The sequence below is a fragment of the Streptomyces sp. PL-25 genome, from assembly GCF_058344915.1.
Map to the genome: position 1 here is coordinate 2,118,008 of NZ_CP136997.1, position 13,489 is coordinate 2,131,496.

General features: G+C 72.0%; 13 protein-coding genes. 2 read left to right on the forward strand and 11 right to left on the reverse strand.

All coding sequences use genetic code 11. The features are described from left to right. Window positions 1–23: 23 nt before the first annotated feature. Window positions 24–2,384, reverse strand: coding sequence for a transglycosylase domain-containing protein (locus R4Z62_RS09440; RefSeq protein ID WP_491519547.1), 2,361 nt, complete (start codon window positions 2,382–2,384; stop codon window positions 24–26). A gap of 297 nt (window positions 2,385–2,681) precedes the next feature. On the opposite strand from R4Z62_RS09440, the gene R4Z62_RS09445 reads away from it, so the two are divergent. Further along, window positions 2,682–2,903 carry an FmdB family zinc ribbon protein gene (locus R4Z62_RS09445; protein WP_026252994.1) on the forward strand — a complete coding sequence of 74 codons (222 nt, stop codon included), beginning with the start codon at window positions 2,682–2,684 and terminating at the stop codon, window positions 2,901–2,903. A gap of 6 nt (window positions 2,904–2,909) precedes the next feature. Here the strand turns inward: R4Z62_RS09445 and R4Z62_RS09450 are convergent, their stop codons facing one another. Genes R4Z62_RS09450 through R4Z62_RS09460 form a run of 3 tightly spaced genes read right to left on the reverse strand, consistent with a single transcriptional unit; the run spans window position 2,910 to window position 7,408 of the window. Continuing rightward, entirely contained in the window at window positions 2,910–3,722 is an 813-nt protein-coding gene (locus R4Z62_RS09450; protein ID WP_491519548.1) for an HAD family hydrolase, read from the reverse strand. After that, a complete protein-coding gene (locus R4Z62_RS09455) occupies window positions 3,722–6,199 on the reverse strand; it encodes a phosphoribosyltransferase (RefSeq protein WP_491519549.1) in 2,478 nt (825 codons plus the stop codon). The genes R4Z62_RS09450 and R4Z62_RS09455 overlap by 1 nt, the downstream gene beginning before the upstream one ends. A 33-nt stretch (window positions 6,200–6,232) precedes the next feature. After that, window positions 6,233–7,408: an HpcH/HpaI aldolase/citrate lyase family protein gene (locus tag R4Z62_RS09460; protein ID WP_491519550.1), complete on the reverse strand. Its 1,176-nt coding sequence runs from the start codon at window positions 7,406–7,408 to the stop codon at window positions 6,233–6,235. Window positions 7,409–7,580: 172 nt separating this feature from the next. Here R4Z62_RS09460 and R4Z62_RS09465 point away from each other — a divergent pair, with 172 nt between their 5' ends. Beyond that, complete coding sequence (locus R4Z62_RS09465) at window positions 7,581–8,441, forward strand: TerD family protein (RefSeq protein WP_382846878.1); 861 nt, start codon at window positions 7,581–7,583, stop codon at window positions 8,439–8,441. 27 nt (window positions 8,442–8,468) lie between these two features. On the opposite strand, the gene R4Z62_RS09470 is transcribed toward R4Z62_RS09465, so the two are convergent. The 7 genes from R4Z62_RS09470 to R4Z62_RS09500 form a co-directional block, all read right to left on the reverse strand. Beyond that, window positions 8,469–8,816: a hypothetical protein gene (locus R4Z62_RS09470; RefSeq protein WP_491519551.1), complete on the reverse strand. Its 348-nt coding sequence runs from the start codon at window positions 8,814–8,816 to the stop codon at window positions 8,469–8,471. Window positions 8,817–8,824: 8 nt separating this feature from the next. Then, window positions 8,825–9,562 (reverse strand): TerD family protein, encoded by a 738-nt coding sequence (locus R4Z62_RS09475; protein ID WP_382846875.1) that lies wholly within the window; start codon window positions 9,560–9,562, stop codon window positions 8,825–8,827. A 135-nt stretch (window positions 9,563–9,697) separates the two neighbouring features. Beyond that, entirely contained in the window at window positions 9,698–10,846 is a 1,149-nt protein-coding gene (locus R4Z62_RS09480; RefSeq protein ID WP_064532986.1) for a DUF475 domain-containing protein, read from the reverse strand. 72 nt (window positions 10,847–10,918) lie between these two features. Next, window positions 10,919–11,497, reverse strand: a complete 579-nt coding sequence (locus R4Z62_RS09485; protein ID WP_018570621.1) for a TerD family protein — start codon at window positions 11,495–11,497, stop codon at window positions 10,919–10,921. Window positions 11,498–11,597: 100 nt separating this feature from the next. Then, window positions 11,598–12,173 (reverse strand): TerD family protein, encoded by a 576-nt coding sequence (locus R4Z62_RS09490; RefSeq protein WP_382846873.1) that lies wholly within the window; start codon window positions 12,171–12,173, stop codon window positions 11,598–11,600. A 161-nt stretch (window positions 12,174–12,334) separates the two neighbouring features. Next, complete coding sequence (locus R4Z62_RS09495; RefSeq protein WP_381743412.1) at window positions 12,335–12,793, reverse strand: peroxiredoxin; 459 nt, start codon at window positions 12,791–12,793, stop codon at window positions 12,335–12,337. A gap of 140 nt (window positions 12,794–12,933) precedes the next feature. Further along, entirely contained in the window at window positions 12,934–13,371 is a 438-nt protein-coding gene (locus R4Z62_RS09500; protein WP_018570624.1) for a DUF3052 domain-containing protein, read from the reverse strand. Window positions 13,372–13,489: the final 118 nt, after the last annotated feature.

Here is a 13,489-nt window from a genome sequence, read left to right on the forward strand (position 1 = left end):
GCGGCACCGGGGCGCCGCGCGGGTCAGCCGAGTGGCGCCATGGCACCCTCCCAGATGGAGTACGGCACACCGCCGGGCATCGTCTCGTCGATCCCCTTCAGCGGCAGCGGTTCGAGGCTCTTGGCCAGGTCCATGCGGTAGACGACGACGGCCGTGGTCACCTTGCGCGCGCTGCCCACGTACCAGGCGGCCGTGTCGTCCTCGGTGGTGCCCCGCTTGCCGGTGACCCGTGCCTGGGCGGGAGCCGCGTCCGGGTGGGCGGTGCGGAAGGCGTCGGCGAGCGCGTCGTCCACCCGCTGGGCGGTCCGGGTGCTGACCGCCTGCCCGCTGAGCGGCCGGTCCATGGGCACGGTGGCGCCGTTGCGGGTGATGCGCAGCACCGAGTACGGCTCGGTGTGTACGCCCGCGGCGGCGAAGGTGGCGTAGCCGCTGGCCATGCGGATGGCGCTCGGCCGGGAGTTCCCCTGGGTCAGCGCGGGCACCTGCGGGCCCAGGCTGGAGGAGAGCAGTCCGGAGGCGACGGCGGTCTGTTTCACCTTGTCCAGGCCGGTGTCCATGCCGAGCTGCATGAACGGCGTGTTCACCGACTGGGCGAGCGCCTTGCGCAGAGTGATCTTGCCGTAGGACTTCTTGTCGTCGTTGTGGGCGGCGACCTTGCGGCCGCTGCGGTCCCAGTAGGGGCCCTCGGGGGTGCTGACGGGCACGGCGTCGTCCCCGTCGTAGACGGTGTCCGGGGAGATCTGCCGGCGCGGGGCGTCGCGCTGCTTGACGACGCCGTGTTCGAGGCCGGCCGCGTAGACGAACGGCTGGAAGGCCGAACCGGCCGGTACGGTCGCCGCGTTGGACTCGTTGAAGCCCTGGGTGCGGTGGTCGGGGCCGCCGTAGACGGCGAGGATCCGGCCGTCGGTGTCCACCGAGGCGGCGCCGTAGTGGGCGGTCTTCGCGGCGCCCGCGTCGCTCTTCTTCGCCTTCGCGCGGGCCTTGGTGACGATGTCGGTGAGCGCGCTCTCGCGCTTGCGGTCGAAGGTCGTGTAGATCTGGTAGCCGCCCAGGTCGAAGTCCTTGTCCGACAGGTGCGCGGTGTTCTTGACGCTCTGCGAGGCCAGTTCGACCAGGTAGTCGCTCTGCTGGCCGGTGTCGGAGAGCGGGTTGCGCTGGAGCGGCTCGGGGAAGGTGGTGTAGCCGGCGCGCTCCTTCTCCGACAGCTTGCCGATCTTCACCATGCGGTCCAGGGTCCACTTCCAGCGTTTGACGGCGCGGGCGTGGTTCTGCGGGCCGAGCGTGGGGTCGTAGAGGCCGGCGCCCTTGAGCAGGGAGGCGAGGAACGCGGCCTCGCTGGCGTTGAGCCGGCTGACGTCCTTGCCGTAGTACGCCTGGGAGGCGCGCTGGATGCCGTAGGTGCCGCGGCCGAACCAGCTGGTGTTGAGATAGCCCTCCAGGATCTTGTCCTTGCTCATCCTGTTGTCGAGCTTGAGGGCGATCATCGCCTCGGTGAACTTGCGGCTGACGGTCTGGTTCTGGGTCAGGTAGACGTTCTTGACGTACTGCTGGGTGATGGTCGAGCCGCCCTCGGTGTCGCCCTGGCCGACCGTGCGCCACAGGGCGCGGGTGATGCCCTTGAAGGAGATGCCCGGGTCGCTGTAGAAGCTCTCGTTCTCGGCGGCCAGCACCGCCCAGCGCACGTCCTCGGGGATGTCCTTCAGCGGCATCGCCTGCCGCTGCACCCAGCCGGTGCGGGCCATGGGGGTGCCGTCGGACCAGAAGTAGACGTTGTCCTGCTGGGTGGCGTACGAGTTGAGGTTGTCCGGTATGTCCGTGGCGGCGTAGGCGACGACCAGGAACAGGGTGGTCACGCCGATCCCGGAGAAGGCCAGGCCGATCCACTGCCGCCAGGAGGGCAGCCAGCGGCGCCAGCCGGTGCGGCCGCGGCGCGGGTAGACCGGCTTCAGCTTCCGGGCGTACGGCGCGATCACCGCGAACAGCGGGGCCAGGCGCCGGGCGAGGGGGGCGACGGCCCTGGCGACGGCCGGGGGCAGGAGACGGGAGCGGCGCGGCTTGCGGCGGCTGCGGCGCTCGGCCCGGCCGCCGGTGGCGTCGTCCTTCGCGGACGCCGACCGCAGCTGGGCGACGCGCAGTTGCATGGTCTCGTGGGGCTGCGGCGGCGGCTCGCCGGACTCCACCGGCTCCGGTGCCTCGCCGCCCGGGTCCGCCCTCGGGGGCCCGGCGTCCGGTCCGGGGGTCCCGCGGTCCGCCGGCCGCAGCCGTGCGGGCAGCCTTCTGCGCAGCGCGCCGACGTTCAACTGCATGGTCTCGTCCGCCCGTACGGGCGGGCGGGTCTCGTCCGTCCCGGGATCCGGCGCACGGTCCTGCGCGCGGTCCGGCACGGCGCGGCGTATTCGGGGTGGGCGGCCTTCCTCCGGAAGGTCTCCCCCCTGCCCTGCCTCGGTCACGACTGCGTCTCCCTCCGCACCCCGTGTTGCTCGCGCGGGTCGACACAGCCGCCGCAACCGCGGCCGCCGGCCCCCTCACTCCCAGCCGCTTCGCGGCTCGCACGGCCATACAAAATTATCAGCCGTCTTTTCAATTTCTCCGCAGGAGAACGGGACAGAACAGAACACACAAGGAACACCCAGCATTGTGTCCCCCGTCACGCCCGCCGGGGCCTGGCCTAACCTGGTCGCATGCCTCGTTACGAGTACCGCTGCCGCAGCTGCGGCGACACCTTCGAACTGAACCGTCCCATGGCGCAGTCGGCCGACCCGGCCACCTGCCCGGCCGGACACGGCGACACGGTCAAGCTGCTGTCCACGGTCGCGGTGGGCGGCTCGGCGAGCGCGCCCCGCTCCCAGGGCGCGGGCGGCGGGGGCGGGGGCGGCTGCTGCGGCGGTGGCTGCTGCGGCTGACCCGCTCTACGCGGGCCTGCGGGCCGCCGCGAGGAACTCGCGCAGGATGCGCTCCCCGGCCAGCACCCCGCGCTCGGGCAGCGCGCTGATGCCGGAGGCCGTCCAGCCGCTCTCCGCCAGTTCGCCGTGGCCCGGCCGCCAGCCGCGGTCCACGGCCTCCAGCAGATCGGCGTCCAGCAGCGAGTCGCCCGCCCCGAGCACTCGTTCCGCACCGGTGCGGCGGGCGACCTCGCGCACCGCCGCGCCCTTCGTCAGCGGCTTGGGCACGGCGTAGATCTTGCGGCCCTGGAGCGAGACCGTCCAGCCGCGGCCCTCCGCCCACCCGGCCAGCTCCTTCACCCACTGCTCCGGGAGCAGTTCGCGCTCCACCACGAGATAGGCGAACAGGTCCTCGGCGACCCGGTGCTTGCGCGCCCACACCGGGTCGGCGCTGCGCAGCAGATGCTCGCGGACCTCGGCGAGCGGCGCGCACTCCGCGGCCAGCCGCGCGGTCACCCGCCGGTGCCAGTCGGCGTCGGACACGCCGTCCACCAGTAGATGGCCGCCGTTGGCGCAGATCGCGTACTCCGGCCGCGGGCCCGGCAGGCTGATGCGCAGGTACTGCTTGCGGGTGCGGGTGGTGGTGGGCACGAACACGGCCGCGTCGCCGAGTTCGCTCAGCAGGGCGGCCGCCGTCTCCGTCAGATAGGACAGCGGTCTGCTCTCGTGCACCTCCACGCACAGCAGCCGCGGGGCGCGCGCGTCCGGCATGGTCAGGGCCAGCGCCCCGGCCGAGTAGATGAGCGTACGGTCGAGGTCGCTCGCCACCATGACCGTCATCAGCGGGTCACCGCCTTGCCGTCGGCGCCGGTCGCCCCGCGCGTGTAGCGGGGGTGGATCAGCCCCACGCAGGTGTACGGCAGGCCGTCCACCTCCTCGACCGGCACCCCGCGCTGCCCGGCCAGCAGGCGTACGTGGTCCAGGTCCGCGCCCGCGCCGGTCCGGGCGAGGATCTTCCACGGCACCCGGCGCAGCAGCACCCGGGTGGTCTCGCCGACGCCCGGCTTGACCAGGTTCACGTCGTGGATGCCGTACTCCTCGCTGATCCGCTCGACGGCCGCCCAGCCCGCCCAGGTCGGGGCGCGGTCACCCGCCAGCAGTTCCTTGACGGCCACCTCCACGGTCTCGGCGGCCTCGGGGAAGCGGGCCGAGACGGCGTCGAGGAAGGCGTTCGACAGGTCCGCGCCGGCCAGTTCACGGTAGAACTTCGCGCCGTGGAAGTCGTCCGGGCCGACCAGGTCGGCGCGCAGCACGGTGCGCGATATCAGCCCGGAGACGGTGGAGTTGAGGCAGGCGGAGGGGATGAGGAAGTCGTCCCGGGTGCCGTAGGTGCGCACGCACGCGCCCGGGTCGGCGAGCACCGCGATCTCCGGGTCGAAGCCCGGGGCGCCGCCCTGCTCCTCGAACCGGCCGATGGCCTCGGCGAGTTCGCGGGTGATGGCGCCCTTGCCGGTCCAGCCGTCCACGAAGACGACGTCGGCCGGGTCGTGATGGGCGGCCAGCCAGCGCAGCGCGTTGGCGTCGATGCCCCGGCCGCGCACGATCGACACCGCGTAGTGCGGCAGGTCGAGGCCGTGCCGGAAGGCGGCCCAGCGGCGCATCAGCACCCCGACGGGGGTGCCCGCGCGGGCCAGCGAGACCAGGACGGGGCGCGGGGAGCGCTCGGCGAGGACCAGTTCGGTGACCGCGCCGACGCCGCGCGCGAGCCGGTCGGCGGAGGCGGTGAGCGCGGAGTGGAACAGCTCCTGGTACTCCGCGCTGGGCTGGTACTCCACCGGCAGCGACTCGGCGTAGTGGGCGCCGCCGCGCTGGATGGCCTCCTCGCGCTCCTCCGTGGGCGCCTCCAGCGTCACGTCCGAGAGGTCCTGGAGCAGCCAGCCGACCTCCTCGGGCGCGTACGAGGAGAAGTCGGGGCCGCGCAGGGGCTCGGGCAGCATGGGGGGACCTTCCGGGCGGGAGGCGGGAACAGCCGGGTGGGCGGCGGGGACGTACGCCGGGACGACGGCGAGCAGCACCTGCGGGGTGTGCTCGGCGAGGCGGGCGAGCAGGCCGTCGGGGGCGTGCAGCGCGGGCGTGTCGGCGGCCGAGTCGACGACGGCGAGGACGGCGTCGAAGCCGCCGCCCGCCACGTTGTAGGCGTAGCGCTCGCCGGGTCCGTCGGCCGGGTCGTCGTGCGCGGGGAAGACCAGGCGGCTGCGGATGGCGTAGCCGGGGTCGTCCACGGCGAGGACGGGCGAGCGGGTGGTGGTGGAGGAGCGCACCTCGGCGCCGGTGGTCCGCTCCAGCTCGTGGGCGAGCCGCAGCGGCGTGTACATCAGCTCCTCACAGCCGAGGACCAGGATCCGGCGGGCGCCGGCGGGCAGCGCGGCGGCGAGCCGGGCCGCCATGCCGGGCAGGGCACGCTCCAGGCGGGCGCGGTGGGCCGGGGTGAAGCCGTGCCGTCCGCCGTCGGGGAGGCCGGCGGGCCAGTCGAGTCCGACGCGGGTGATCCGGCCGCGGGCGCGCCCGGCGGGCGGCGCGGCGGAGCCGGGCGCCGCCGTCTCGTGGCGGGCGACCAGGTCCCGGCCCTTGTCCAGCACGCCGTCGGGGAGCCGGACGGTGCCGGAGGCGGCGGCGACCAGGTCGACGCGGGCGCCGATGCTCCGGGCGAAGTCGTCCAGGCGCGCGGTGTCGGCCGGTGAGCGCATGTCCACCAGGGCGACCACGACGTAGCGCTCGCGCGGATGGCGGGCGTGCAGGTCGCGGATGGTGTTCAGGACGGTGCTGCCGGTGGAGAACTCGTCGTCCACCAGCACCAGCGGGCCGCCGCCGGACAGCAGCGCCGGGTCCTCGGGGAGCAGCAGGTGCGAGGTGGCGTGGGAGTGGGACTCCTCGAAGCCGCCGGCCGGGGGGACGCCGGGCACGGGCCTGCGGGTGGAGTGCAGGTACGGCACCGGGCCCAGGCCGTCGGCGACCGAGTGGCCGAGTCCGGTGGCGGTCTCCGCGTAGCCGAGGACGACCGCACCGGCGGCGTCGCGCTCGCCGAGCAGGGCGCGGACCTGGCGGCCCAGGGCGAGGCCGTGCCCGTGGACCACCGCGGGCGACTGCGGTACGTGCTTGCCGAGGACGTACGAGACGAGCAGGTGGGCCCGCTTGGGGTTGCGGCGCAGCGCGAGGCCCAGCAGGTCCTTGAGCTCGCCGCCGCCCACGAGGTCCACGCCGAGCCGCTCGGCGACCCAGCTGCCGGACCAGATGCCGTCGTGCACTGCCTTGTTCATGCGTTCCTAGGGGAGGGGGGTGAGGGGCCGGGGTCAGCGGTCGGCGGGGATGCCCGCGGCGAGCAGTTCCACGAAGCCGATGTCCTCCCGGGCGACGCCGAAGACCTCGGCGCGCAGCAGGGTCCGCTCGGCCCAGGCGCGGTGCGGCTTCACCTCGTTCATCTTGTTCGTGTACGCCGACCTGAGCACGCCCCCGCCGCCGCGCTCGGGGCGCAGGATGTCGGCCGCGTCGCTGTACTCCTCGTGGCTGACGACGGACAGCGCGTGCACGGGCAGGACGTGCGAGGGGTGGATGCAGGTCTTGCCGAGCAGCCCGTTGGCCTGGTCCAGGGTGATCTCCCGCAGCAGCCCGTCCATCGCGTGTTCGATCAGTGTCGCGCGCAGGCCCGCCGCCTGCACCTCCAGGAAGGGGCTCTGGCGCAACTGCGGCTTGAACATGCGCTCCTGTGCCCGGAAGTACTCCCACACCGGGCCGGTCACGGTGAATCCGGTGCCGTCGGCCCGGCCCAGCATGTTGACCACGTCGGCGATGACGGAGGCGACGACCTGGACGTCGTAGGCCGTCATGTCGGGGGCCCGGCGCAGTCCGTAGGAGGAGCAGAAGTCGGTCACGCCCAGGCGCAGCGCCAGCACCCGGTCGCGGTACTTGTCGACCGCGCGGAAGATGCCCTCCAGGGTCTCCACGCGGGTCTCCCGGTAGAGCAGTTCGGGCGATTCCAGGACGGGCATGGCGAACAGCCGCCGGCCGCAGTCGGCCTCGGCGGCCTGCACGGCCTCCAGGAAGCCGAGGCCGCGTTCGCCGGTGAACTTCGGCAGCACGAATCCGGACAGCAGCCGGACCGAGGGGCCCAGGCGCCGCACCAGGTCGGGTATCTGGCCGGCGGCGCGGACCCGGATGAACAGCAGCGGGAGCCCGGTGCCCGCGGGGAGCACGGCCAGCGCGGCGAACTGCCGGACGAGGTTCGCCTCGCCCTCCGCCACGTCGGCGTCGCCGATCGAGTCCTCCAGGCACAGCACCATGGAGACGACCCCGCGGGCGGCCTGCTTGGTGATGTCCTCGGCCAGGCTCGGGCGGGTGGCCGGGCTGTAGAGGGTGGCGCCCAGGGCGGTGGAGAGCAGCCGGGCCGGGGAATCGGCGGTGAACTCGGCCGGTTCCCGGTGGAAGAGCCGCTGCCGTGCCTCAGGGGCGAGATGCCCGAAATGACGCATGTAGCTCCCCTGTGGTGACGCCCGGCGGAAATTAGGTGGCCGGTAATAGTACGTACATACCGGTGTCGGCGGTTCCCGCCGGGCGTGAACTCCTGATGACGGGCGCCCGCCACCGTAGCGGGGTTGCCGGGCCGCGTTGTCGTGAGCAGGACCGAGCAGGCAGGATGACGGCATGACGCGCGCGATGCTGAAGGGGTCGAACGTCCCGGTGGAAGCGGCCACGGTACGGGCCGTGGTGCGCTGGACGCCGGGCCAGGGGGTGCCGGACGTCGACGCGTCGGCGCTGCTTCTCGGCCCCGGCGGGCGGGTCCGCTCCGACGAGGACTTCGTCTTCTACAACCAGCCCCGGCACCCCTCCGGGACGGTCTGGCGGCTGGGCAAGCGGCGGGTCGCGGAGGGCCTGACCGACACCGTCCAGGCCGAGCTGACCGGTGTGGAGCCGGAGATCGGCCGGATCCTGCTGGTCGCCTCGGCGGACGGCGTGGCCTTCGACCGCGTCCGGGCGCTGAGCATCCTGCTGTACGACGCGGCGGCCGGCGACGGCGAGCCGCTCGCGTCCTTCGACGTCAAGCCCGAGACCGGCCAGGAGACCGCGCTGATCTGCGGCGAGCTGTACCGCCGCGGCGAGGGCTGGAAGTTCCGGGCGCTGGGCGAGGGCTACTCGAACGGGCTGAAGGGGCTGGCCACCGACTTCGGGATCTCGGTGGACGAGGCGGCGGAGGCGGCCGACGGCAGCGCGGCGGACGCGGCCGCGGCCACGGCCCCGGCGGCCCAGCCACTGCCCCCGGAGCAGCCCACGTACGCCTATCCCCCGCAGCCGCCGCAGACCGCGGCGCCGCAGCAGCCGCCGCGCACGACGGCGGCCCAGCCCTCCTACGGCTATCCGCAGCCCGGCTACGGCTATCCGCAGCAGCCCGCGCCGGTGTCCGCGGGCGCCGCGCCGGGCGGCTACGGCTATCCGCAGCCGGCCGGTTCCGCCCCGGACCCGGACTTCCGGCTGCCCCCGCAGGGACCGCAGTTCATCGGCCGCTGAGACGCCGGTGACCTGCAGCTCCCGCGCTCACACCGGCCCAGCGAGCAGCGCGAGCAGGCGGACCATCCGCTCCAGCGCGCCGAGGTACGCACGGTAGTCGTCCACCGGCTCCGCGTCGTCGCCCTCCTGCGGGCCGAGCGCGTCGAGGTCCCGCCGCAGCGTCTCGGCCTCCAGCAGCAGCGCGCCGGTCCCCGGCACCTCGGCGGCACCGACCCGGCCGTCGCGCACCCGTGCCGCGTACCCCGCGACATACCCGTCGAGGTCGAGCAAGCGGGAGTTCCAGTCGCGCAGCTCCTCCCCTCGGGGAAGAGCGGGGTACGGCAGGGCCCGGAAGGCGTCGAAGGCGGCGCGGAAACCGGCCGCGGTGTCGGTCATGCCCTCGCCTACCGGTCCGCCTTCGACTTGTAGCCCCGGCCCCACTGGAGCCCCCAGCCGTAGAGCCGGTCCAGCTCCGACTGGAAGCCGTAGACGAACCTGACCTCGCGGCGCACCACCAGTTCGCCCTTCACGTTCTCGATGAGGACGACCGCGCAGGAGCGGGCCTCGGGGTGGCGTTCGTCGAGGCCGATCTCGATGCGCGGGCCGTTGCTCGGGTAGAGCGTGACGACGGCGTGGGTGCGGTCGAAGGCCGGTGTCTGGTCGTAGATGTAGACGAAGACCAGCATCCGCTTGATGTCGTCGCGGTGGTCGAGGTTGACGTAGATCGTCTCGCCGGACGCGGAGCCGAACCGGTCGTCGCCGCTGAGCTTGATGTACGGCGGGCCGTTCACATCGCCCAGGAGGTTGCCGAGGGGCTGGACGACGCCCTTGGTGCCGTCCGCCAGCTCGTACAGGCAGCCCAGGTCGAGGTCGACGTTGACCATGGACTGGCTGTGGCCCTGCACCTCCGGCGGCTTGAGCGCCTTGAACGGGTGGCGCAGCAGGCTCTCCCGGGCGGCGCCGCCGAAGTCCGAGGTGCGCATCCGCCAGTTCAGGTTGATGCGCAGATTGCCGGTGGCCGCGCCCTGTTTGGTCAGCGACACCTGGGCGTGCCGCTTGGTCAGCTCGATCGCGTTGGACGCGGCGCTGCCCGAGTCGAACTCGGCCAGGCGTCCGCCGCGCAGACCGTCGAAGAATCCCATCTTCCCCCCACCTTCACCGCGCTCGTCCACCCCCGTCCACATGCTCGCGGGGCGGCCGGTCGGACGCACCCGGCTCGGCTGCCGTGCGGTCCCGTCGGCCGCCCCGTTCAGAGCGTTCCCGTACCGGGTGGGGCGTCACACCCCGGACTGCACCTCAGTCTTCTCCCCCGGGCCCGCCGCTTTTCCCTCCGCGGCCTCCAGCGCGCGGTTGCGCCGGACCGAGGACCAGAAGGACCAGGCGATCAGGACCACGCCGACCAGGCCGGTGATGACCTCGTTGATCTCGTACTGGATGGTGACCATGAGGATCACGGCCAGCGCGCCGATCGCGTAGTGGGCGCCGTGCTCCAGGTAGACGTAGTCGTCGAGGGTGCCCTGGCGGACCAGGTAGACGGTGAGGGACCGGACGTACATGGCGCCGATGCCGAGGCCGAGGGCCATCAGGACGATGTCGTTGGTGATGGCGAAGGCGCCGATGACACCGTCGAAGGAGAAGGACGCGTCCAGGACCTCCAGGTAGAGGAACATGAAGAACGCGGCCTGGCCGGCCAGCTTCACGGCCGAGCGCGGCTTGCCGCTGCGGGCGGCCTCTTCCTCCTCCTCGTGCTCGCGTTCCTCGTCCTCCTCCAGGCGGTCCTCGAAGAACCCGGAGAGACCGCCGACGATCATGTACGTGATCAGACCGGCGATACCGGCGATCAGTACGGTCTGCGCCTTGTCGGCGTGCGCGCCGCCGTGCTGGTGGGCGTGGGTGGCGAAGGTGAAGGAGGTGATCAGCAGGACGATCAGGGAGATGCAGACCGACAGCATGTCGACCTTGCCGAGCTTGGCCAGGGGCCGCTCGATCCAGCGCAGCCACTGGATGTCCCGGTCCTCGAAGATGAAGTCGAGGAAGATCATCAGCAGGAACATGCCACCGAAGGCGGCGATCGCCGGGTGCGCGTCGGTGACCAGCTGCTGGTACTGGTCCTTGTCGTCGAACGCCAGCCGGACGGCCTCGATGGGGCCCATCTTGGCGGTGACGGCGACGATGACGACGGGGAACACCAGCCGCATGCCGAAGACCGCGATCAGCACGCCCACCGTGAGGAAGATCTTCTGCCAGAAGGCATTCATCTTCTTCAGGACTCCGGCGTTGACCACCGCGTTGTCGAAGGAGAGCGAGATCTCCAGGACGGCGAGGATCGCCACGACTCCGAAGGCGGTCCACCCCCCGTAGAACGCGGCCGCGATCAGGCCGAGCACGGTGATCGCGAACGACCAGCCGAAGGTTTTCAGAAGCACTGGCTACCCAATCCCTTAAGTACGGGTCTCCCCCGTCGCCTGTACGGGTCTCCCCCGTCGCCGCACTCGGCTTTACGAAACGTTGACTCCGAAGTCTAGAGCGATACCGCGCAGTCCGGAGGCGTACCCCTGTCCCACGGCCCGGAACTTCCATTCCCCCTGGTAGCGGTAGAGCTCGCCGAAGATCATCGCCGTCTCGGTGGAGGCGTCCTCGCTCAGGTCGTAGCGCGCGAGCTCCTGGCCGTCGGCCTGGTTGACCACGCGGATGAAGGCGTTGCTCACCTGTCCGAAGGTCTGGCCGCGCTCGTCGGCCATATGGATCGAGACCGGGAAGACGATCTTCTCGCAGCGGTCCGGGACCCGGGCGAGGTCGACCAGGATCGACTCGTCGTCGCCCTCGCCCTCGCCGGTGAGGTTGTCGCCGGTGTGCTCGACGGAGCCGTCGGGGCTGGTGAGCTGGTTGTAGAAGACGAACCACTCGTCGCCCAGCACTCGGTTCCCGGCGCCGCACAGCAGGGCGCTGGCGTCCAGGTCGAAGGGGGCTCCGGTGGTGGAGCGCGCGTCCCAGCCGAGCCCGACCAGGACGTTGGTCAGGTTGGGTGCGGCCTTGGACAGGGAGACGTTGCCTCCCTTGGCGAGCGTGACGCCCATGCTGCTGGTCCTCCCCGTGGGTGGTGCCTGTGTCGGTGTCCTGCGCGTCCGGCGCCGCGCTGGGACGCGCGGCGCCGGACGGTCGGGCGTGGTGCGGAACTCAGACGTTGACGCCGAAGTCCTGGGCGATACCGCGCAGGCCGGAGGCGTACCCCTGGCCGATGGCGCGGAACTTCCACTCCGCGCCGTTCCGGTACAGCTCGCCGAAGACCATGGCGGTCTCCGTGGAGGCGTCCTCGCTCAGGTCGTAGCGGGCGATCTCCGCGCCGCCGGCCTGGTTCACCACGCGGATGTAGGCGTTGCGGACCTGGCCGAAGGACTGCTGGCGGGTCTCGGCGTCGTAGATGGAGACCGGGAAGACGATCTTCTCGACGTCGGCCGGGACGCCCGCGAGGTCGACCTTGATCACCTCGTCGTCGCCCTCGCCCTCGCCGGTGAGGTTGTCACCGGTGTGCTCCACGGAGCCGTCGGGGCTCTTGAGGTTGTTGAAGAAGACGAAGTTCTGGTCGCTGCCGACCTTGCCGGCGCTGTTCAGCAGCAGCGCGCTGGCATCGAGGTCGAAGCCGGTGCCGGTCGTCGTCCGGGCGTCCCAGCCCAGGCCGACGAGGACCGCGGTCAGGCCCGGCGCCTCCTTCGAAAGCGATACGTTGCCGCCCTTGCTGAGGCTGACTCCCACGAGTCCTCCATTGGTGTCCGGGGGCGGGGAGCCCCGTCGTGCATCGGATATGGGATCAACGTGTCGATCCTAGTGACGGGTTCCCGCCCCCCGCAGGCCGTGTGACCGAAGATTCCCAGGTGTCGGGTCCTCCCGGCTCCGCGGCAGGGGGCGGGGGCGGCTCACAGGGCGCCGAGCGCCGTCACGTACTCGTTCAGGTCGCGGGCGTCCGGCAGGCCGTTGACGACGGTCCAGCGCACCACGCCCTCCTTGTCGACGATGAAGGTGCCGCGCACGGCGCAGCCCTTGCCCTCGTCGAAGACGCCGTAGGCGCGCGAGGTCTCGCCGTGCGGCCAGAAGTCGCTGAGCAGCGGGTACTCCAGGCCCTCCTGCTCGGCGAAGACGCGCAGGGTGTGGATGGAGTCGTTGGAGACGGCGAGCAGCTGGGTGTCGTCGTTGACGAACTTCGGCAGGTTGTCGCGCAGCGCGCACAGCTCGCCGGTGCACACACCGGTGAAGGCGAACGGGTAGAAGAGCACCACCACGTTCTTCTCGCCGCGGAAGTCGGACAGCCGTACGGTGCGGCCGTGGTTGTCCTTCAGCTCGAAGTCGGGTGCCTTGTCGCCGACCTGGATCGCCATCGCGCTGCTTCCCTTCGGTGGGGCTGTTCGGGTGAGACCACCCTACGCAGCGCACACCGCGCACCCACGGACGGGCCGACACGCGCCGGCCCGTCCGGGGCTCCGCCGGGCGCCCGCGGGCACGGCCCGCGGGACGGAGGCTACTTCTTGGGCTTGGCCGCCTTCGGCGTGAGCAGCCTGGTGCCGTTCCAGTCCTTGCCCACGCTGACGCTCTTGGTCTGCGACAGACCCGCCGTCGTCGCGGCCTCGCCGATGTCGCTGGGTTCGACGTATCCGTCCCGGCCGGTCTTCGGCGTCAGGAGCAGGATCTCGCCGCCCTCGTCGAGGAACCCCAGGGCGTCGACCAGCGCGTCCGTCAGGTCGCCGTCCTCGTCGCGGAACCACAGCACCGCGGCGTCGGCCACGTCGTCGTAGTCCTCGTCGACGAGGTCCTGTCCGATGACTTCCTCGATGGACTCGCGGAGCTCCTGGTCGACGTCGTCGTCGTAGCCGATCTCCTGGACCACCTGTCCGGGCTGGAATCCCAGCCTGGCGGCCGGGTTAGTCCGCTCCTCCGCGTGGTCCGCGGTCGCGCTCACGGGTTGCCTCCTGATGGTGTTGCGATTGGGTCTTCAGCCACGCGCGTGCGCGAAGCATTGGCCGTAGTCCACACGGGCGGGCCGGATCGCGCAAGTACCCGGCGCTCCGGACCGCCGA